Genomic DNA, 21,040 nt, shown 5'->3' on the forward strand with positions numbered 1-21,040 from the left:
AAAATAACGAAGTGAATCCAATTGTAACAAAGCCCAACGTTCTGCGTCACAGAATTTGCAGGCGTGAGTTGATTTTGGCGTAAGCCCAGGAAGTGAGCGAGGGGATTTACAAAGGCTGACACTATATATGTTTTGCTTACCCACTGAAGCCAGAAGGCGCAGCGAGGCGCCTGCCAGCGGGAAGGTCATCTATTTTGCGGCACTGGGGGCCGTATCGAGATGAACAACGGGATTATCGGCGAAAAGGTAGCGGTCAGCGTTAAATTCGAAGTCGTCACTGGTTTCATTGAACAGCATCTGCTTTGTGTTTTCCAGGTGCTGCCACATCGCCAGCTTAGCGGCATGCGGATCTTTACGAATCAGCGCCTTAAGGATTTGGTCGTGATCGTCACACCAGTTGTCGACGGTACGGGAATCGATATGGTCGTGCAGTTTTTTCCAGTACGGGTTGTGAACGCGCTGAGTCCACATTTTCTCAACGATTGCCGCCAGCGCCGTATTCTGGGTTGCCAGGGCGACCTGGACGTGGAACTGCAGATCCCACTCTGAATCGCGGAAACATTTTTCCTTACGGGCATTCTCCTGGATTTCCATCAGCTTCATGATGTCCTGCTTGGTCACCTGCGTCGCCGCAAATTCGGCAATGTTGCTTTCAATCAGCTGGCGAGCCTGGAGCAGCTCAAACGGACCATAGCTGGCAAATTCCAGACTTTCGTCCGCGACGGGAGAGTGTTTCGGCAGATTGGAAATGACGTGAATGCCGGAGCCTTTGCGTACCTCAACGTAGCCTTCCACTTCCAGCATGATGATCGCTTCGCGCACCACGGTGCGGCTGACGCTTTTTTCATCCGCGATGAAGCGCTCGGCGGGCAGTTTATCACCGACAAGATAGACCCCTTGCTCGATGCGATCTTTCAGCTCTGCAGCAAGTTGTTGATATAAACGACGTGGTTCGGTGATTTCCATATGCGCTCCAGGCAGGGTACGGCAGATGATTTGTTATACCACTTTTGCGTGCCACTCTCCAGATTTGCCATTAAAAAAGCCGCTACTGAGCGGCCTTTAAATGCCCGGCGGCGCTTCGCTTGCACGGGCCTACGGGTTTTGTAGGACGGGTAAGCGTAGCGCCTCCCGGCGGGAAAATGGTTGCTAACTCTGCGTCGCCGGTTTCCCGAGCGACTCTTTCGCCAGCTCCTCTGCCGATTTGCTCTTCAGCACCGTCCAGATCACCACCGCGCCCAGCAGGTCGAAGATAGCCAACACGGCGAACAGCGGGCTGAAGCCGATGGTATCTGCCAGCGCGCCGACGACCAGCGCAAACATCGTACTCGCGGTCCAGGCGGCCATCCCGGTCAGGCCGTTGGCGGTGGCCACTTCGTTACGACCAAAGACGTCAGACGAGAGCGTAATCAGCGCGCCGGACAGGGACTGGTGCGCAAAGCCACCGATGCACAGCAGGGCAATCGCGACGTACGGGCTGGTGAACAGGCCGATCATGCCCGGGCCAATCATCAGCAGGGCGCCCATGGTGACTACCATCTTACGGGAAACAATCAGGTTCACCCCAAACCAGCGCTGGAACAGCGGTGGCAGGTAGCCGCCCACGATACAGCCCAGGTCAGCGAACAGCATGGGCATCCAGGCGAACATCGCGATCTCTTTCAGGTTAAAGCCGTAGACTTTAAACATGAACAGCGGGATCCACGCGTTAAAGGTTCCCCAGGCCGGTTCTGCCAGGAAGCGCGGCAGGGCGATACCCCAGAACTGACGGGTGCCCAGGATCTGCCAGACGGTCATTTTCTTGCCGTTGTTGGTCTGATGCTGTGCTTCCTGACCACCAATGATGTACTCGCGTTCTTCTTCGGAGAGTTTTTTCTGATCGCGTGGGTGCTTATAGAAAACCAGCCACGCGATTGCCCAGGCGAAGCTCAGCACGCCGGAGATAATGAAGGCCATCTGCCAGCTGTGCATCACGATAGCCCACACCACCAGCGGTGGCGCAATCATTGCCCCGATGGACGAGCCCACGTTGAAGTAGCCAACAGCGATAGAGCGCTCTTTTGCCGGGAACCACTCGGAGCTGGCTTTCAGGCCCGCCGGGATCATCGCAGCTTCTGCCGCACCGACCGCACCGCGCGCCAGCGCCAGGCCGCCCCAGCTTCCCGCCAGCGCGGTGGCTCCGCAGAACACCGCCCAGGCGATGGCGAAGAAGGCATAACCGATTTTGGTACCGAGGATATCCAGCACATAGCCTGCAACTGGCTGCATGATGGTATACGCCGCGGAATAGGCGGCAATGATGTAGGAGTATTGCTGTGTGGAGATATGCAGCTCTTCCATTAACGTCGGCGCTGCGGCTGCCACGGTGTTACGTGTCAGGTAGCCCAGCACGGTGCCTAACGTCACCAGTGCGATCATATACCAACGTAACCCTTTAATTTTACGCATCTAAAACCTCATCGTTATGTTATGTCCGCGCCAGAGCACGGCAACTTCTCAACCGTTTCCGGGAGCAGTTGTGTAACGGGAGGGGCGTAGCCGGAAGCATGTCCCGGAACGGCCCGAACCTTGCCATAAGTAAGCGTGCATAAGTCGGTATCCGTACCGTTAAACCCGATGCCTCTCACACCGGTAATGCATTCCGTCGGCTTAGCGTTTGCGACGGCGAAAAGATAACTTGTCATACAACTTTAAAAGGTGAGTGACATCACAAATGTATGATTCTTTGTAGGGGCATTAATCGCTGCACGCAAAGCCAGTAATGGCGCGGTCTGTAGAAGGGTTTACGCCTTAGAGGGTAATTTATTTGTTAGCGTTTATTGATCTCACTCACGAAAAAAGCTTCGGTGGCTGGAAATTGGTGTGATAACTTTGCAGCATATGAACATACGCTTTCTGACGCTCCCGTAATGAGGAAGACGATAATGACGCCGTTTATGACCGACGATTTTCTGTTAGATACCGAATTTGCTCGCCGCCTGTACCACGACTACGCAAAAGACCAGCCAATTTTCGACTACCACTGCCATCTGCCGCCGCAGCAGGTTGCCGAAAATTATCGTTTCAAAAACCTGTATGATATCTGGCTGAAGGGTGACCACTACAAATGGCGCGCCATGCGCACCAACGGTGTGGCGGAACGCCTGTGTACCGGTGACGCCACCGACCGCGAGAAGTTTGATGCCTGGGCGGCGACCGTCCCGCACACCATCGGTAACCCGCTCTACCACTGGACGCACCTTGAGCTGCGTCGCCCGTTTGGCATCACCGGTAAACTGCTCTCCCCAACGACCGCCGATGAAATCTGGGAGCGGTGCAATGCGCTGCTGGCTGAGGAGAACTTCTCCGCGCGCGGCATCATGAAGCAGATGAACGTGAAGATGGTGGGCACCACCGACGACCCGATCGACTCCCTGGAGCATCATGCCGTTGTCGCCAAAGACACTTCTTTTGATATCAAAGTGCTGCCAAGCTGGCGCCCGGACAAAGCCTTTAACATTGAGCAGGCCACGTTTAACGACTACATGGCGAAGCTGGCGGAAGTGTCCGATACCGACATCCGTCGTTTCGCCGATCTCCAGGCCGCGCTGACCAAACGTCTGGATCACTTCGCGGCGCACGGCTGTAAAGTCTCTGACCACGCGCTGGACGTCGTGCTGTTCGCGGAATCAAACGAGGCCGAGCTGGACAGCATTCTGGCGCGTCGCCTGTCCGGTGAATCGCTTAGCGAGCACGAAGTGGCGCAGTTCAAAACGGCGGTACTGGTGTTCCTCGGCGCGGAATACGCGCGTCGCGGCTGGGTACAGCAGTACCACATCGGTGCGCTGCGCAATAACAACCAGCGCCAGTTCAAACTGATTGGCGCGGACGTGGGCTTTGACTCCATCAACGACCGTCCGCTGGCGGAAGAGTTGTCAAAACTGCTGAGCAAACAGAATGAGCAAAACCTGCTGCCGAAAACCATTCTCTACTGCCTGAACCCGCGCGATAACGAAGTGCTGGGCACCATGGTGGGTAACTTCCAGGGCGAAGGGATGCCGGGCAAGATGCAGTTCGGTTCCGGCTGGTGGTTCAACGATCAGAAAGACGGCATGGAACGTCAAATGACGCAGCTGGCGCAGCTTGGCCTGTTGAGCCGCTTTGTCGGCATGCTGACCGACAGCCGCAGCTTCCTGTCCTATACCCGTCATGAATATTTCCGCCGCATTCTGTGCCAGATGATTGGCCGCTGGGTGCACGCAGGCGAAGCGCCGGCGGATATCCAGCTGCTGGGCGACATGGTGAGAAACATCTGCTTTAACAATGCGCGTGACTACTTCGGCATTGAACTGAACTAAGGCCGTTTGAGGTTGATATGCAATACATCAAAATCCATTCGCTGGATAACGTGGCCGTCGCGCTGACGGATCTCGCTGAAGGCGACGTGGTGACCGTTGATAACCAGAGCGTCACCCTGCGTCAGGCGATTGCTCGCGGACACAAGTTTGCCGTGAAGCCTCTCGCGAAAGGGGACAACGTCATTAAGTACGGTCTTCCGATTGGGCATGCGCTGGCGGATATCGTGCCGGGTGAACATCTTCATTCCCATAATACCCGCACCAATCTGAGCGATCTGGACGAGTACAGCTATCAACCTGATTTACCTGGGGCGCAAGAGCAGGCGGCGGATCGTGACGTGCAGATCTACCGCCGCGCCAGCGGCGACGTGGGGATCCGCAACGAGCTGTGGATCCTCCCGACCGTCGGCTGCGTGAACGGGATTGCGCGTCAGATCCAGACGCGCTTCCTGAAAGAGACCAACAATGCCGAAGGCACCGACGGCGTGCATCTGTTCAGCCACACCTACGGCTGCTCCCAGCTGGGGGATGACCACATTAACACCCGCACCATGCTGCAAAACATGGTGCGTCACCCGAACGCGGGCGCGGTGCTGGTGATTGGCCTGGGCTGCGAGAACAACCAGGTTGATGCCTTCCGCGACACGCTGGGCGAGTTTGACCCTGAGCGCGTGCATTTTATGGTGTGTCAGCACCAGGATGACGAAGTGGAGGCGGGCGTTGAGCAGCTTCATCAGCTGTATGACGTGATGCGCCACGACAAGCGCGAGCCGGGCAAGCTGAGCGAGCTGAAGTTTGGGCTGGAGTGCGGCGGGTCTGACGGTCTGTCCGGTATCACCGCCAACCCGATGCTGGGCCGCTTCTCGGACTATGTGATCGCTAACGGCGGCACGACGGTGTTGACCGAGGTGCCGGAGATGTTCGGCGCGGAACGTATTCTGATGAGCCACTGCCGCGACGAGGAGACGTTTGAAAAAACCGTCACCATGGTGAACGACTTCAAACAGTACTTCATTGCCCACAATCAGCCCATTTATGAGAACCCGTCTCCGGGTAACAAAGCGGGTGGGATCACCACGCTGGAAGAGAAATCCCTTGGCTGCACCCAGAAAGCGGGCACGAGCCAGGTGGTTGACGTTCTGCGTTACGGCGAGCGCCTGAAAACGCACGGTCTGAACCTGCTGAGCGCGCCGGGTAACGATGCGGTCGCCACCAGCGCGCTGGCGGGAGCCGGCTGCCATATGGTGCTGTTCAGCACCGGTCGCGGCACGCCGTACGGCGGTTTTGTGCCGACGGTGAAAATCGCCACCAACAGCGAGCTGGCGGCGAAGAAAAAGCACTGGATCGACTTCGATGCCGGGCAGCTTATCCACGGCAAGGCGATGCCGCAGCTGCTGACGGAATTCGTGGACGCGATTGTGGAATTTGCCAACGGCAGGCAGACCTGCAACGAGAAGAACGATTTCCGCGAGCTGGCGATCTTTAAGAGCGGTGTGACGCTTTAAGTACTTTGTCGGGTGGCGCTAGCGCTTACCCGACCTACTAAACCCTGTAGGCCCGGTAAGGCGTAGCCGCCACCGGGCTTTTCTTTTTAACTGCGCAGGGCGTTCTTCGCTAAACGCGCGTCTTCCGCCTGGCACACGGCGGCGGTAAACATCACGTCGGTGGAGGAGTTGATCGCGGTTTCGCAGGAATCCTGCAGCACGCCGATGATAAAGCCTACCGCAACCACCTGCATGGCGATCTCGTTCGGGATGCCGAACATATTACATGCCAGCGGGATCAGCAGCAGGGAACCGCCCGCCACGCCGGATGCGCCGCAGGCACACAGCGAGGCCACCACGCTCAGCAGCAGCGCAGTTGGCAGATCCACCGGAATACCCAGCGTATGCACCGCGGCCAGCGTCAGCACCGTGATGGTGATGGCCGCTCCCGCCATATTGACGGTCGCACCCAGCGGAATGGATACGGAGTAGGTATCGCGGTCCAGATTCAGCTTCTCACACAGGGACATGTTGACCGGAATGTTTGCCGCCGAGCTGCGGGTGAAGAAGGCGGTCACACCGCTTTCGCGCAGGCACATCAGCACCAGCGGGTACGGGTTACGACGGGTCTGCAGAAACACCAGCAACGGATTAATCACCAGTGCCACGACGGCCATACAGCCAATCAGCACCAGCAGCAGCTGCGCATAGCCCCACAGCGCGCCGAAACCGGTGGTAGCCAGCGTGGATGCCACGAGGCCAAAAATACCAATCGGCGCAAAGCGGATGACCACCGTCACGATGAAGGTCACGGCGTGAGAAAGGTCGTTAACCAGGTTTTTAGTCGTGTCGTTGCTGTGGCGCAGAGCGAAGCCCAGACCGACGGCCCATACCAGGATCCCGATGTAGTTCGCGTTAATCAGCGCATGGATCGGGTTGGCGACAATGCTCATCAGCAGGCCGTGCATCACCTCAACAATACCCGCGGGCGGCGTAATGTCGGTCGCGCCGGTGGTCAGTTGCAGCGTGGACGGGAAGATAAAGCTCACGACAACCGCCGTCAGCGCAGCCGAGAACGTCCCCAGCAGATACATCCACAGAATCGGGCGAATATTAGTTTTCTGCCCCTGCTGGTGGTTGGCGATTGAGGCCATCACCAGCGTCAAAACCAGAACCGGCGCGACCGCTTTCAGTGCGCCGACGAACAGTGTGCCGAGCAGACCAGTGGCCTCGGCGGCAGGTTTTGAGATCAGTGCCAGCGCGACGCCGAGCACCAGTCCAACCAGTATTTGCTTAACAAGGCTGCCGCGCGACAGGCGCGCAAGCAGGCCCGATGAGGTTGTCGTCATGAATGTTCCTTAAGTGAAATTGCGTTCCATCCCGGATGTGCTCTTAGTCACATTTATGTCCGGATGTAAGTAAATGTTTGCCTGGTCGAGTATAGGGAAAGCGTCTGCGGAGGGAAGCGTAAAATGCTGGATTTTACGTGTTGCGTCATGTTTTTTAACTATTGATTAACGAAAGTGCCGGGTGGCGTTGTTGGCCCGGTAAGCGCAGCGCCACCGGGCAAAAAGCACTAAGCCTGTTGCTTCTTATCGTGCTGGCGGTTAACCCAGGTATTGATAATCAACGTCACGATCAGAATGCCAAACACCACGCCGAGCGAAATGGCGATCGGGATATGGTAGAAATCGACGATCAGCATTTTGATACCGATAAACACCAGGATCACCGACAGGCCGTACTTCAGCATTGAGAAGCGCTCCGCCGCGCCTGCCAGCAGGAAGTACATGGCGCGCAGGCCGAGGATGGCGAACAGGTTAGAGGTCAGGACGATGAACGGGTCGGTGGTCACCGCAAAAATGGCCGGAATGCTGTCCACGGCGAAAATCACGTCGCTCAGCTCAACCAGGATCAGCACCAGCAGCAGCGGGGTGGCAAACAGCAGGCCGTTCTTGCGCACGAAGAAGTGCTCGCTCTCGATCTTGTCGGTCATGCGCAGATGGCCGCGGATCCACTTCACCAGCGGGCGATCGCCTATCGCAGAGCCGTCCTCTTTCGCCAGCGCCATTTTGACCCCGGTGAACAGCAGGAACGCGCCGAAGACGTACAGCAGCCATTCGAACTGGGTTATCAGCCAGCTGCCAGCGAAGATCATGATGGTACGCAGGATAATCGCGCCCAGCACGCCGTAGACCAGCACGCGGCGCTGCAGGGCCGCAGGTACGGCGAAGTAGCTGAACAGCATCAGCCAGACGAAGACGTTATCGACCGCCAGGGCTTTTTCAATCAGATAGCCAGTGAGGAAGGCGAGGGCCTGAGGATCGGCCACCGCGCGGCCTTCGGTCGAAGCCAGATACCACCAGAAGGCGGCACAGAAGAGCAGGGAGAGGGTGACCCACACCAGCGACCAGGCCGCAGCCTGTTTCATGGTCATGCCGTGCGCGCCGCGACGCCCCTGTAAAAAGAGGTCGATCGCCAGCATGATGAGCACGACAACCGCGAATCCGCCCCACAACATGGGAGTGCCGACAGAATGCATACTATTTTCCTTACACATAAAAAACAAAAACGGCCATGGTCAGAAGACGATAGCCGTTAGCTTTTTATGCATAGACCTCGCCTTCCGGCAAGGTCTCACTTACAACCACGAGGGTTGCCCGGCGACCGGATGCGGTATTGCACGCATCGTAATGACGATCCACCGACGAAGAAGTTACTCCCCTTTGCAGGTAACAAAATATGTCAGACCATTGGTTTCGTCAATGGTCTGCGCCGTTTCATTACACAGCTTTACGCGATAACTTCCGCGCTCACGCCGTCTGCCGGGAACACCACGCCGGTCTGACGGCGGATCTCCGTTTGCAGCTTCGCCGTGGTGCGGCTCACCGCAAGGCCTGGGTGATTCACTTCGTTGTCTTCCACCAGACGGGCGAAGACCTCTGCCTCATAGAGCATAGTGTTAATATGCTGAGGCTGCGTCAGCTCCTGGGCTTTGCCGCCGCGCGGCACAAAGCTCACCTTCTGGCACTCGGAGATCTTCTCGATGACCAGCGAGCCCGCTTCGCCCTGAATTTCGCTCGGCAGGACAGAGTCGCTCACCTTGGAGTGCTGCAGCGTCACGCTGAAATCACCGTAATCCAGCACCGCGACACCGTGCGCATCCACGCCACTCTCCAGCAGGCTGGCGGTGGCCGTGACGCCGTGCGGCTCGCCCCACAGGGCCACGGCAGAGGCCAGGCAATAGAAACCGATATCCATAATCGAGCCGTTAGAGAAGGCCGGATTAAAGGTGTTCGGGTTCTCGCCGTCGAGATAGCGCTGGTAGCGCGACGAGTACTGGCAGTAGTTGATAAAGGCTTTACGCACTTTGCCCACCTTCGGCAGGGACTGCTGCAGCAGCAGGAAGTTCGGCAGGCTGGCGGTTTTGAAGGCTTCGAACAGCACCACCTGGTTTTCGCGGGCAAGCGCAATGGCGGCTTCGACTTCATCGATGTTCGACGCCAGCGGCTTCTCGCAAATCACATGCTTTTTATGGCTGAGGAATAGCTTCGTTTGCGGGAAGTGCAGGGAGTTCGGGCTGGCGATATAGACCGCGTCAATGGCGTCGCTTTGCGCCATCTCATCAAGCGAGGTGAAGAGATGCTCGACGAGGTAGTCGTTGGCAAAACTCTGCGCCTGCTCAAGGCTGCGGGAATAGACTGCGGTAAGTTTCAGTTTGCCGGTTTCGTGGGCGGCGTCGACGAACTGGCGCGTAATCCAGTTCGTTCCAATGACTGCGAAACGTATCATAAACGTTTACGTACTCCGTAGCGGGGAACCTTTAGCCACTGTAGCACGTCATCATGACAATTCGCGTGCGCTATTCCGCATTACCTTTTAACGATAAATGCGTAAGCCACAGCCGGGTATCAAACTCCAGCTGGTGGTACTGCGGCTCCATATGGCAGCACAGGGAATAGAACGCTTTGTCGTGCTCTTTTTCTTTCAGGTGTGCCAGCTCATGGACGACGATCATCCGCAGAAAGGCTTCCGGCGCGTTGCGGAAAACCGTCGCGACGCGGATTTCGGCCTTTGCCTTCAGCTTGCCGCCCTGCACGCGGGAGACGGCGGTGTGCAGGCCGAGCGCGTTTTTCAGCACGTGGATCTTGTTGTCGTACATCACCTTGTTGATCGGCGGGGCGCTCTTCAGATACCGGTTTTTCAGATCCTGCGTATACTGCCAGAGGGCCTTATCGGTCGCGAAATCGTGGGTGCCGGGGTAGCGTTTTTCCAGCACCGCGCCCAGCTTCTGCTCGGCAATCAGGCTGCGAACCTGAGTGAGTAAATGCTCCGGGTAGCCCTGGAGATAAGTAAGTTGGTTCATCAACGCCCCAAATCGACAATAAAACGGGTATACTCACGCACCCTTTTCAGGGATACGCCAAATTTTACCATTCAGGAGGGCCGATGAGCCACTTAGACAACGGTTTCCGTTCACTCAACCTTAAACGTTTCCCGGAGACGGACGACGTTAACCCGCTTCAGGCGTGGGAAGCGGCGGATGAATATCTGCTGCAGCAGTTGGATGACACTGAAATCCGCGGCCCGGTTTTGATCCTGAATGACGCGTTTGGCGCCCTGGGCTGTGCGCTGGCGGAACACACGCCGTACAGTATCGGCGACTCCTACCTGAGCGAGCTGGCGACGCGTGAAAACCTTCGCCATAACGACATCGAAGAGTCCAGCGTGAAGTTCCTCGACAGCACCGCAGACTACCCGCAGGCGCCGGGCGTGGTGCTGATCAAAGTGCCAAAAACCATGGCGCTGCTGGAGCAGCAGCTGCGCGCGTTGCGTAAGGTCGTCACGCCAGAAACCCGCATCATCGCGGGTGCCAAAGCGCGCGATATTCATACTTCGACGCTGGAGCTGTTCGAGAAAGTCCTTGGCCCGACCACCACCACGCTGGCCTGGAAAAAAGCGCGCCTGATCAACTGTACGTTCGCCGCCCCTGAGCTGGCCGACGCGCCAGAAACGCTGAGCTGGAAGCTGGAAGGGACCGACTGGACCATCCATAACCACGCGAACGTCTTCTCCCGCACCGGTCTGGATATCGGCGCGCGCTTCTTTATGGAACATTTGCCGGAAAATCTGGAAGGTGAGATTGTCGATCTTGGCTGCGGCAACGGCGTGATTGGCCTGACGCTGCTGGCGAAGAACCCGGAAGCCAGCGTGGTGTTCAGCGACGAATCGCCGATGGCGGTGGCCTCCAGCCGTCTGAACGTAGAAACCAACCTGCCGGACGCGCTGGACCGCTGCGAGTTTATGATCAACAACGCGCTGTCGGGGGTAGAGCCGTTCCGCTTCAACGCTGTGTTCTGCAACCCGCCGTTCCACCAGAAGCACGCCCTGACGGATAACGTCGCGTGGGAGATGTTCCACCACGCGCGCCGCTGCCTGAAAATCAACGGCGAGCTGTACATCGTGGCGAATCGCCACCTGGACTACTTCCACAAGCTGAAGAAGATTTTCGGTAACTGCGTCACCATTGCGACGAACAATAAGTTTGTGGTGCTGAAGTCGGTGAAGCTGGGACGTCGTCGTTAAGATTGTTTTGCCCGGTGGCGCTTCGCTTACCGGGCCTACAATGGCCTCGGACCCGTAGGCCGTGCAAGCGCAGCGCCGCCCGGCAATGTTCTAGATCATCAGAGCTAATTTCGTCCCCTGCGCAATCGCGCGCCGCGCATCCAGCTCCATCGCCACGTCACACCCGCCAATCAGATGCACCGTTTTACCGGCCTCGCGCAGCGGATCGGCCAGATCGCGCTTCGGCTCCTGCCCGGCACATAAAATCACATGATCCACGCGCAGCAGCTGCGGCTCGCCGCCGATCGTGACGTGCAGCCCTTCGTCGTCGATCTTCTGGTAGCTGACCGCCGGGATCATCTTCACCCCGCGTGAGAGCAGGGTAGCGCGGTGGATCCAGCCGGTGGTTTTGCCCAGCCCTTCGCCCGGCTTGCTGGCTTTACGCTGCAGCATCACGATCTGACGCGGGCTTTTTGGCAGCTGCGGCCCTTCGGGGCGCAGTCCGCCGGACTGGCTGAGGCTGGTATCAATGCCCCATTCGACGCAAAACTCGGCAATGTTCTGGCTGGTCGCCTCGCCCGGCTGGCTCAAATACATAGCGGTATCAAAGCCGATCCCGCCGCAGCCGATAATCGCCACCTTCTCGCCAACCGGTACTTTGTCACGCAGCACGTCGAGATAGCTCAGCACTTTTGGATGATCGATACCCTCGATCGCAGGCGTGCGCGGTACGATCCCGCTCGCCAGGATCACCTCATCGAAATCAGTCAGATCCGCCGCGTGGACAAACTGGTTAAGCCGCAGCTCGACGCCCGTCAGCTCGATCATCCGGCGGTAGTAGCGCAGCGTTTCGTAGAACTCCTCTTTGCCGGGGATCTGTTTGGCGATATTAAACTGCCCGCCAATCTCCCCCAGCGCATCAAACAGCGTCACGCCGTGCCCGCGCGAGGCGGCATTGACCGCAAACGCCAGGCCCGCAGGTCCTGCGCCGACAACCGCCAGGCGTTTTTTCGCTGTCGCCGGGATCACCGGCATTTTGGTTTCGTGGCAGGCGCGCGGGTTGACGAGGCAGGAGGTCACTTTCCCGACGAAGATCTGATCCAGGCACGCCTGATTACAGCCGATGCAGGTGTTGATCTCATCCGCACGGCCGCTTTGTGCTTTGGACAGCAGCTCGGCATCGGCCAGGAACGGGCGCGCCATCGAGACCATGTCGGCATCGCCGCGTGAAATCACATCGTCCGCCACCTGCGGATCGTTAATGCGGTTGGTGGTGACCAGCGGAACAGACACTTTCCCTTTTAGCCTGCGCGTTACCCAGCTGAACGCCGCGCGCGGCACCGGCGTAGCGATGGTCGGGATGCGCGCCTCGTGCCAGCCGATGCCGGTGTTGATAATGGTGGCCCCCGCGGCTTCTATCGCCTGCGCCAGCTGCACGGTTTCGTCAAACGTGCCGCCGCCCTCCACCAGATCGAGCATCGACAGGCGGAAGATGATAATAAAATCCGCGCCCGCACGTTCGCGCACGGCGCGCACGACTTCTACAGCAAAGCGCATCCGGCGGGCATAGTCGCCGCCCCATTCGTCGTCGCGCTGGTTGGTGCGGGCGGCCAGAAACTCGTTAATCAGATAGCCTTCAGACCCCATCACCTCAACGCCGTCGTAGCCCGCTTCGCGCGCCAGCGCCGCGCAGCGGGCGAAGTCGTCAATCAGCGCCAGGATCTCGTCGTGGCTCAGGGCATGCGGAGTGAAGCGGTTAATTGGCGCCTGAATGGCCGATGGCGCGACCAGATTCGGCTGATAGCTGTAGCGTCCGGTGTGCAGAATTTGCAGGGCGATTTTACCGCCCTCGTTGTGTACCGCGTCGGTCACAATGCGGTGGTGCGGCAGCTGTGACGCATCGTTCAGCACCGCGCCGCCCTCCATGCCGACGCCGGAAGGGGCAGGGGCCACGCCGCCGGTGACGATCAGCGCTACCCCATGGCGGGCGCGTTCGGCATAGAAGGCTGCCAGACGCTCGGCCCCGTCCGGATGCTCCTCCAGCCCGGTGTGCATCGAGCCCATCAACACGCGGTTTTTGAGTGTGGTGAACCCCAGATCGAGAGGGGCGAATAACGACGGGTAGCGGCTCATAGTCTCTTCCAGTGTAAAATTATTGTTATGTGGTCGGATGAGTTACTAATTTAGCCAGCGGCAGCGGAAAGGTAAAAGCGGGATCGAATGATTGTGATAGATCTCAAAGAACTTCCCCTCACCCTAACCCTCTCCCCGGAGGGGAGAGGGGACTGGCCGGTGCGGCCTTAAAGAATCAGCTCGATCTGGTTTTTTCCCTCTCCCCTATGGGGAGGGGGGCAGGGTGAGGTGTATGGGTTTTTAATAACCCCGGCGCCTGCCACATCGACGTCGTCAATCCGCTGTCCACCAGCCCGAGCTGGTCTGCATATACCGCCTGCCATTTCTGCATCATGCCGTCGTACAGTTCGCGATGTACCGGGTTTGGCGTGAATTCGCGGCTCCATTTCACCAGCCGCTCGCCCGTCGAGGCCATATCGGCAAACAGCCCTGCGCCAACGCCTGCCGCAATGGCGCAGCCCAGCGCCGTGGCCTCTTTGACCTCCGGCACGCGCACCGGCAGGCCGGAGACGTCGCTTAAAATCTGACTCCACAGCGCACCTTTCGAGCCCCCGCCCGCAAAGACCAGGCTTTCAAACGTCACGCCGGAGAAGTGGGAAATCTGCGCCAGGTTACAGGCCGAGACGATCGCCGCGTTCTCCTCCAGGGCGCGGAACAGCGTCGCTTTATTGCATTTTTCCGGGTCGATGGAGAGGTTAATAAACGACGGCGCGGCGTGGTACCACTGCTTAAAATGCATGGCGTCGGAGAAGATTGGCATCACCCCGTGGGAGCCCGCCGGCACCCGGCTGGCCATCTCTTCCAGCAGAGAATAGGTGTCCATCCCCATCCGCTCGGCAATCAGCTTTTCCTCGGCGCAGAATGCGTCGCGGAACCAGCGCATGGTCAGCCCGGTAAAGAAGCTGATCGACTCCGCCTGCGCCATGCCGGGAATCACGTGTGGATTCACCCGAATGTTCATGCCAGGGTCGGTGCGCACCTGCGGCAGGTTCACGACCTGCTGCCAGAAGGTCCCGCCCAGCACCGCCGTTTGTCCGGCGCGGACTACCCCCAGACCCAGACAGCCCAGCTGCACGTCGCCGCCGCCCATGACGACCGGCGTGCCTTCGCGCAGACCGCTTTGCTGTGCGGCCTCTCGGGTGATAGCGCCCAGCACGGTGCCGGTCTCTTTTACCGGGGAGAGAATATCGGCACGCAGCCCGGCCATGTCCAGCAGCGCCGGACGCCAGTCGCGGGAGAAGAGATCCAGCATGCCGGTGGTGCCCGCATTAGACGGGTCGACCGCCAGCTCGCCGGAGAGTTTCGCTGCCAGCCAGTCGCTGATCATGGTGATGGTGGCGGCGCTGCGGTAAATATCCGGACGATGGTGTGCCAGCCACAGCAGGCGCGGCATCGCGCTCAGCGCCAGCGTCTGGCCGGAGACGTCATACACTTCGGATTCAAATCGGTTGTCGTGGATCTCTTTGAGTTCGGCCACCTCGCGGCTGGCGCGGGCGTCAACGTTGGCGCAGGCCCAGATGGCCTCGCCGTTTCGGTCGTAAAGCACTATCCCTTCGCGCATGGAGCAGCAGGCGACGGACTGAATATCCGCCGCGCCCAGATTCGCGCGCGTCAGCGCCTGATGAATGCACTGGCAGGCCAGCCGCCAGTTGGTGTCGAGGTCGAACTCCATCGAGCCCGGCACGTTCTCCACGCTCAGGTGCTTCCACTCGGCCTGGCCGACGGCAATCTGGTTGCCCTGCAAATCGAAAATCACGGCGCGAACGCTGCCGGTCCCTGCATCTAATGCTAAAAGGTAACTCATGAGCTTGCCTCGCTGTTAGCGCAGGGCGGGCTCTCACTTGGCCAGAGCCAGCACCGCGCGGGCTGTCGTCTCCTCCGTCACCAGGCCATTGATACGGCGACCCTTCAGTGCGGCATAAATCGCATCGGCTTTCTCTTCCCCTCCGGCCACGCCAACGATGGTGGGCAGCTGCGCCAGCTCATCGAGCGAGACGCCGAGTAATTCTTTATGGATCTCCAGCTCCTCGACGCACTCCCCTTCGGTATTGAGGAAATAACCGAGAATATCGCCGACCGCGCCTTTTCGGGCGTACATCAGCTGTTCACCTTCGCTGATGTAGCCGGAGCGCAGGATCGTGGCATCGCGGCGCTGGTTCACTGAACCAATACCCACCACCGCGACGTCGGCGGCGGTGGCCGCGAGGATCACGTCCCGCACGCTGGTTTCGCGTTTTAAGATCCCGGCTACCTCTGCGGATGACACGCGAAGCGGGGCGGGGATCATGCTGACGCTGCAGGCCGCATCCAGCTGGCCGATACCGGTCATGTACGGCCCGACGCCGCCGGAGAGCGTCACCAGGCGGATCTGCTGTGAGCTGATAAATCCGCTCAGGTGCTGCAGGCTGCTCATGGTGGTTTCACCGAACCCCACCGCCAGCAGCTGGCCGGGTTCCAGCACGCCCATCAGCGACTGCGCTGCGCCAATGCCCAGCCGCACGTTCATTGGCGGCGTATTTAAGGCAGGCATCACGCGCACCAGCTTCAGGCCAAAGCGCTGCTGCAGCTCGGTTTCCAGCGCCAGACAGCCCTCGTAGCGGGAGTTGATCTGCACGCGGATCACTCCGGACTGACGGCCTTTCTCCAGCAGGCGGGAGATTTTTAATCGCGGCAGCCCGAGGCGTTCGCCGATATCGTTCTGGGTCAGCCCGTCGTGGTAGTAACACCAGGCCACGCGCGCCACCAGCTCCTCTTCCGCCAGCGCCAGCCCGGCAAACCGTCCTTCTTCCGCAGTGCGTTTATCGCTCATAGTTGAACTCTTATAAAAATTTAGATCATATGTTCGTGATGGCGCGAAGGGAAAGTGTGAGCCACGCGACAAAACGGATCATTTCGATCGTTTCTGGTTTATCTGAATCTCAATCGATAAAACTGTGATCCCTGCACGGTTGTAAATATAGTTCACCGTCTACGCTTTTGAACATTATTAAATCTAAAAATCATTTGTTCAATAGCGGAGCGATGATGACCTCACTTCTCGACGCGCGGAATATCAGCAAGCAGTTCTCAGGCGTGCCGGTTCTAAAAGGCATTGATTTCACGCTGCTTGCGGGCCAGGTGCACGCGCTGATGGGCGGAAACGGCGCGGGAAAATCGACGCTGATGAAGATCATCGCCGGGGTCGAGACGCCGGACGGCGGTGAACTTTCCGTCGAGGGGCAGTCATATGCGCGGCTGACGCCCGTGCAGGCGCACAGGCTCGGCATTTACCTGGTGCCGCAGGAGCCGCTGCTGTTCCCTAACCTGACGGTGCGGGAAAATATCCTGTTCCGCCTGCCGCGCGAGCGCGATCGGGAAAAGCGGCTGGCGGAAAAACTTGAGCAGCTGCAGTGCCAGCTCAACCTCGACGCCGCCGCCAGCACCCTGGAAGTGGCGGATCAGCAGATGGTGGAGATCCTGCGCGGATTAATGCGCAACGCCCGGATCCTGATCCTCGACGAACCTACGGCCTCCCTCACGCCGGGCGAAACCGAACGGCTGTTCCGCCAGATCCGCGCCCTGCAGGCGCTCGGCGTCGGGATCGTGTTTATCTCCCATAAGCTGCCGGAAATTCGCGTGCTGTCGAGCCACGTCTCGGTGATGCGCGACGGCACGGTAGTGCTGAGCGGGGAAACCGCGCAGTTCGACGATAACGCCCTGATTACCGCCATGACGCCGGTGAGCCGGGAGAAATCCCTGAGTGATACGCAAAAGCTGTGGCTGGCGCTGCCGGGCAACCGTCGCACCCAGCCGCAGGACTTTCCGGTGCTGCGGGTGGAGGATCTCACCGGGGAAGGGTTTATCGATCTGAGCCTTGAGATCTACGCTGGAGAGATCGTCGGCCTTGCAGGGCTGGTGGGATCCGGACGTACCGAGTTTGCCGAAACCCTCTACGGCCTGCGGCCGGTACGCGGGGGACGCATCTGGCTGGAGAACCAGGAGATCGCCAACGAGCCGGTGCGCTCGCGACTAAACAGAGGCCTGGTCTACCTGCCGGAAGACAGGCAGGTGTCCGGCCTGTTCCTCGACGCGCCGATCCGCTGGAACACCGTGGCGCTGAACGAGCCGTCGTTCTGGCAGCAGCGCAAGCGGGAGTCTGCGGTCGTGGAGCGCTATCACCGGGCGCTGGGGATCAAGCTCAACCATGCGGATCAAACCGTGCGCACGCTCTCCGGTGGCAACCAGCAGAAGGTGCTGCTGGCGCGCTGTCTGGAGGCCAATCCTTTACTGCTGATCGTCGATGAACCGACGCGCGGCGTGGACGTCTCGGCGCGCGCCGATATCTACCAGCTCATCAAAAGCGTGGCGGCGCAAAACGTGGCGGTGCTGATGATCTCAAGCGATCTCGATGAGTTTCCTGGCCTCGCGGACCGCGTGTTGGTGATGCACCAGGGCGTGCTCAGCGGCGAGCTGCCGCGCCATGCCGTCAGCCTCGATCGCATGATGGCGCTGGCGTTCGGAGGGCAAGCATGAAGATCTTACTGAAAAACCGCGAGCTAAGCGCGTTTCTCGCCATTCTGGCGCTGTTCGCCGTGCTAGTGGCGCTTAATCCCTCTTACTTCAGCCTGCAGACGCTGGGGATGATTTTCGCCAGCTCGCAGATCCTGATCCTGCTGGCCATCGGTGCGGCGCTGGTAATGCTGACGCGCAATATCGACGTCTCCGTGGGGTCGACCGTCGGGCTGTCCGCCATCGCCGTCGGCGTGGCGCTCAACAGCGGCTACAGCCTGCCGGTTTCCATCCTCTTCGCGCTCATGGTTGGCGCGCTGGCCGGGGCGTTCAACGGGTTGCTGGTGGTGGGGCTGCGCATCCCGGCGATTGTCGCCACCCTCGGCACGCTGGGGCTGTACCGTGGAGCGATGCTGCTCTGGACCGGCGGGAAGTGGATTGAGGGGCTGCCGCCGGGGCTGAAATCTCTCTCTGAGCCTGCGGCCATCGGCGTGTCGCCCCTTGGCATGGTGGTGTTGATTATCGTGGTCACCGGCGCGTGGACGCTGTCGCGCACCGCGTTCGGGCGTGATTTCTACGCGGTGGGGGATAACCTCGCCGCCGCGCGGCAGCTGGGCGTAGCGGTGAACCGGACCCGCATGATCGCCTTTACCCTCAACGGCATGCTGGCGGCCTGCGCCGGGATTGTCTTTGCCGCACAGATTGGCTTCGTGCCCAACCAGACCGGCAGCGGGCTGGAGATGAAGGCCATCGCCGCCTGCGTACTGGGTGGCATTTCACTGCTGGGCGGCACGGGCACGCTGATCGGCGCGTTGCTCGGTGCGTTCTTCCTCACCCAAATCGACACCGTGCTGGTGCTGTTCAGGCTTCCTGCCTGGTGGAATGACTTTATCGCCGGGCTGGTGCTGCTGGGCGTGCTGGTGCTCGACGGGCGTCTGCGCCAGGCGCTGGCGCGGCATCAGCGGGCGCTGAAGTACGGTCGCTTCCAGCCGGGCAACAAAGGGGGAAAGCACGTCACACCGTTTCCCAAACGCAAAAAAGAGGTGGCGTAAATGAGGCTTAACTGGGAAAGCGCACTGCTCATTTTGCTGGTGCTGGAGATCCTGCTTTTCGGCGCCATCAACCCGCGCATGCTCGACATCAACATGCTGTTGTTCAGCACCAGCGATTTTATCTGCATTGGCATCGTGGCGCTGCCGCTGACGCTGGTGATTATCAGCGGCGGGATCGACATCTCCCTCGGCTCGACCATCGGCCTGTGCGCGATTGCGCTGGGGGTGATGATGCAGGCCGGGTGGCCGATGGCGGTCGCCGTTCCGCTGACGCTGCTGCTGGGACTGCTGTGCGGGCTGGTAAACGCGGCGCTGATCCACTACACCGGCATCAGCCCGCTGGTGATTACCCTCGGCACGCTCTACCTCTACGGCGGCGGGGCGCTGCTGCTCTCCGGCATGGCGGGGGCCACGGGCTACGAGGGCATCGGCGGCTTCCCGGACAGCTTTACCGCCTTCGCTAACCTCACGGTATTTGGCCTGCCGATCCCATTGGTCTTGTTCGCGGCTATCACCGTCTTCTTCTGGCTCATTACCCACCGCGGGCGCTTTGGGCGCCATCTGTTCCTGATTGGGCAGAACCCGCGCGCGGCGCGCTATGCGGCGCTGTCGGTGAACGGCATGCCCTACGCGCTGTACGGCCTGGTGGGCGTAGCCTCCGCGATTGCCGCGCTGGTAATGGTCTCCTATTTCGGCTCCGCGCGTTCGGATCTGGGGCGCGATTTACTGATGCCCGCGCTCACCGCCGCCGTGCTCGGCGGGGCCAATATCTACGGCGGGTCAGGTTCGGTTGTCGGTACGGCGCTGGCGGCGCTGCTGGTGGGCTACCTGCAGCAGGGGTTACAGATGGTCGGCATCCCCAACCAGGTATCGAGCGCGCTGTCAGGGGCGCTGCTGGTTGTGGTGGTGATGGGGCGTTCGCTGAGTCTGCACCGTGAATGGGTGCGATCTCTCTTTAGAAAACTATCCGGAGCGTAAGATGAAAACAAAACTGTTCGTCCTGGCAATGGCCCTCAGCTTCGCCTCGGCGCAGGCGGCGGACCGCATTGCCTTTATCCCGAAGCTGGTGGGCGTCGGCTTCTTCACCAGCGGCGGCAACGGCGCGAAAGAGGCGGGAAAAGATCTTGGCGTGGACGTCACCTATGACGGTCCGACCGAGCCGAGCGTTTCCGGCCAGGTGCAGCTCATCAATAACTTCGTCAACCAGGGCTATAACGCCATCATCGTCTCCGCCGTGTCGCCGGACGGATTGTGTCCGGCGCTGAAGCGCGCGATGCAGCGCGGCGTTAAGGTTCTGACCTGGGACTCCGACACCAAACCGGAGTGCCGCAGCATCTACATCAACCAGGGGACGCCGGAACAGCTGGGCGGCCTGCTGGTGGACATGGCGGGCAAGCAGGTCACCAAACCGAATGCCAAAGTGGCGTTCTTCTACTCCAGCCCGACCGTCACCGACCAGAACCAGTGGGTGAAAGAGGCGAAGGCCAAAATCGAGAAAGATCATCCGCAGTGGGAGGTCGTCACCACCCAGTTTGGCTATAACGACGCCACCAAATCGTTGCAGACCGCCGAGGGGATCTTAAAAGCGTATCCGGATCTGGATGCGATCATCGCCCCGGACGCCAACGCCCTGCCTGCCGCGGCGCAGGCGGCGGAAAACCTGAAGCGGGAAGGGGTGGCGATTGTCGGCTTCAGCACGCCAAACGTGATGCGCCCGTACGTTGAGCGCGGCACGGTGAAGGCCTTTGGCCTCTGGGACGTGGTGCAACAGGGCAAAATTGCGGTCAATGTCGCCGATCGTTTGCTGAAAAAAGGCGATCTTAACGTCGGCGACAGCGTGGACGTAAAAAACATCGGGGCGCTGAAGGTCGAGCCGAACAGCGTGCAGGGCTACCAGTATGAGGCGAAGGGCAACGGCATCGTGCTGCTGCCGGAGCGGGTGGTGTTCACCAAAGAGAACATCAGCAAATACGATTTCTGA

The 21,040-nt window shown here is 59.6% G+C and carries 16 protein-coding genes; 7 read left to right on the plus strand and 9 right to left on the minus strand.

What is annotated here, in order from left to right; all coding sequences use genetic code 11:
* Positions 1-189: 189 nt before the first annotated feature.
* The gene (gene exuR, locus F3J31_RS12165; RefSeq protein WP_023615584.1) at positions 190-966 is read right to left on the minus strand and encodes a transcriptional regulator ExuR; all 777 of its coding nucleotides are present in this window, start codon (positions 964-966) and stop codon (positions 190-192) included.
* A 183-nt stretch (positions 967-1,149) separates the two neighbouring features.
* Entirely contained in the window at positions 1,150-2,448 is a 1,299-nt protein-coding gene (locus F3J31_RS12170; RefSeq protein WP_045910065.1) for an MFS transporter, read from the minus strand.
* Between the two features lie 476 nt (positions 2,449-2,924).
* Here F3J31_RS12170 and uxaC point away from each other — a divergent pair, with 476 nt between their 5' ends.
* Both uxaC and F3J31_RS12180 read left to right on the plus strand, forming a co-directional pair.
* Positions 2,925-4,337 carry a glucuronate isomerase gene (gene uxaC, locus F3J31_RS12175; protein WP_063622497.1) on the plus strand — a complete coding sequence of 471 codons (1,413 nt, stop codon included), beginning with the start codon at positions 2,925-2,927 and terminating at the stop codon, positions 4,335-4,337.
* A gap of 17 nt (positions 4,338-4,354) precedes the next feature.
* Positions 4,355-5,842, plus strand: a complete 1,488-nt coding sequence (locus F3J31_RS12180) for an altronate dehydratase family protein (protein WP_167213320.1) — start codon at positions 4,355-4,357, stop codon at positions 5,840-5,842.
* 86 nt (positions 5,843-5,928) lie between these two features.
* On the opposite strand, the gene sstT is transcribed toward F3J31_RS12180, so the two are convergent.
* The 4 genes from sstT to F3J31_RS12200 form a co-directional block, all read right to left on the minus strand.
* Positions 5,929-7,170 carry a serine/threonine transporter SstT gene (gene sstT, locus F3J31_RS12185; protein WP_048028904.1) on the minus strand — a complete coding sequence of 414 codons (1,242 nt, stop codon included), beginning with the start codon at positions 7,168-7,170 and terminating at the stop codon, positions 5,929-5,931.
* Between the two features lie 227 nt (positions 7,171-7,397).
* The gene (locus F3J31_RS12190) at positions 7,398-8,363 is read right to left on the minus strand and encodes a TerC family protein (protein WP_021242367.1); all 966 of its coding nucleotides are present in this window, start codon (positions 8,361-8,363) and stop codon (positions 7,398-7,400) included.
* 251 nt (positions 8,364-8,614) lie between these two features.
* Complete coding sequence (locus F3J31_RS12195) at positions 8,615-9,613, minus strand: Gfo/Idh/MocA family oxidoreductase (RefSeq protein ID WP_045910061.1); 999 nt, start codon at positions 9,611-9,613, stop codon at positions 8,615-8,617.
* Between the two features lie 70 nt (positions 9,614-9,683).
* Positions 9,684-10,187: a M48 family metallopeptidase gene (locus tag F3J31_RS12200; RefSeq protein WP_024906411.1), complete on the minus strand. Its 504-nt coding sequence runs from the start codon at positions 10,185-10,187 to the stop codon at positions 9,684-9,686.
* A gap of 83 nt (positions 10,188-10,270) precedes the next feature.
* On the opposite strand from F3J31_RS12200, the gene rlmG reads away from it, so the two are divergent.
* A complete protein-coding gene (gene rlmG, locus F3J31_RS12205; RefSeq protein ID WP_063622490.1) occupies positions 10,271-11,407 on the plus strand; it encodes a 23S rRNA (guanine(1835)-N(2))-methyltransferase RlmG in 1,137 nt (378 codons plus the stop codon).
* A gap of 90 nt (positions 11,408-11,497) precedes the next feature.
* On the opposite strand, the gene F3J31_RS12210 is transcribed toward rlmG, so the two are convergent.
* The 3 genes from F3J31_RS12210 to lsrR form a co-directional block, all read right to left on the minus strand.
* Positions 11,498-13,519, minus strand: coding sequence for an NADPH-dependent 2,4-dienoyl-CoA reductase (locus F3J31_RS12210; protein WP_167213322.1), 2,022 nt, complete (start codon positions 13,517-13,519; stop codon positions 11,498-11,500).
* Positions 13,520-13,694: 175 nt separating this feature from the next.
* A complete protein-coding gene (lsrK, locus tag F3J31_RS12215) occupies positions 13,695-15,323 on the minus strand; it encodes an autoinducer-2 kinase (protein WP_167213325.1) in 1,629 nt (542 codons plus the stop codon).
* 33 nt (positions 15,324-15,356) lie between these two features.
* Entirely contained in the window at positions 15,357-16,328 is a 972-nt protein-coding gene (lsrR, locus tag F3J31_RS12220; protein WP_167213327.1) for a transcriptional regulator LsrR, read from the minus strand.
* Positions 16,329-16,543: 215 nt separating this feature from the next.
* On the opposite strand from lsrR, the gene lsrA reads away from it, so the two are divergent.
* Genes lsrA through lsrB form a run of 4 tightly spaced genes read left to right on the plus strand, consistent with a single transcriptional unit; the run spans position 16,544 to position 21,040 of the window.
* Complete coding sequence (gene lsrA / locus F3J31_RS12225) at positions 16,544-18,031, plus strand: autoinducer 2 ABC transporter ATP-binding protein LsrA (protein WP_167213873.1); 1,488 nt, start codon at positions 16,544-16,546, stop codon at positions 18,029-18,031.
* Complete coding sequence (lsrC, locus tag F3J31_RS12230; RefSeq protein WP_167213330.1) at positions 18,028-19,059, plus strand: autoinducer 2 ABC transporter permease LsrC; 1,032 nt, start codon at positions 18,028-18,030, stop codon at positions 19,057-19,059. Before lsrA ends, lsrC begins: the two co-directional genes overlap by 4 nt.
* Positions 19,060-20,037 carry an autoinducer 2 ABC transporter permease LsrD gene (lsrD, locus tag F3J31_RS12235; RefSeq protein WP_167213333.1) on the plus strand — a complete coding sequence of 326 codons (978 nt, stop codon included), beginning with the start codon at positions 19,060-19,062 and terminating at the stop codon, positions 20,035-20,037. It abuts the gene before it with no gap.
* A 1-nt stretch (position 20,038) separates the two neighbouring features.
* Positions 20,039-21,040 (plus strand): autoinducer 2 ABC transporter substrate-binding protein LsrB, encoded by a 1,002-nt coding sequence (gene lsrB, locus F3J31_RS12240; RefSeq protein WP_167213335.1) that lies wholly within the window; start codon positions 20,039-20,041, stop codon positions 21,038-21,040.

Source organism: Enterobacter sp. Acro-832, from assembly GCF_011752745.1.
Classification (GTDB): domain Bacteria; phylum Pseudomonadota; class Gammaproteobacteria; order Enterobacterales; family Enterobacteriaceae; genus Enterobacter; species Enterobacter quasiroggenkampii.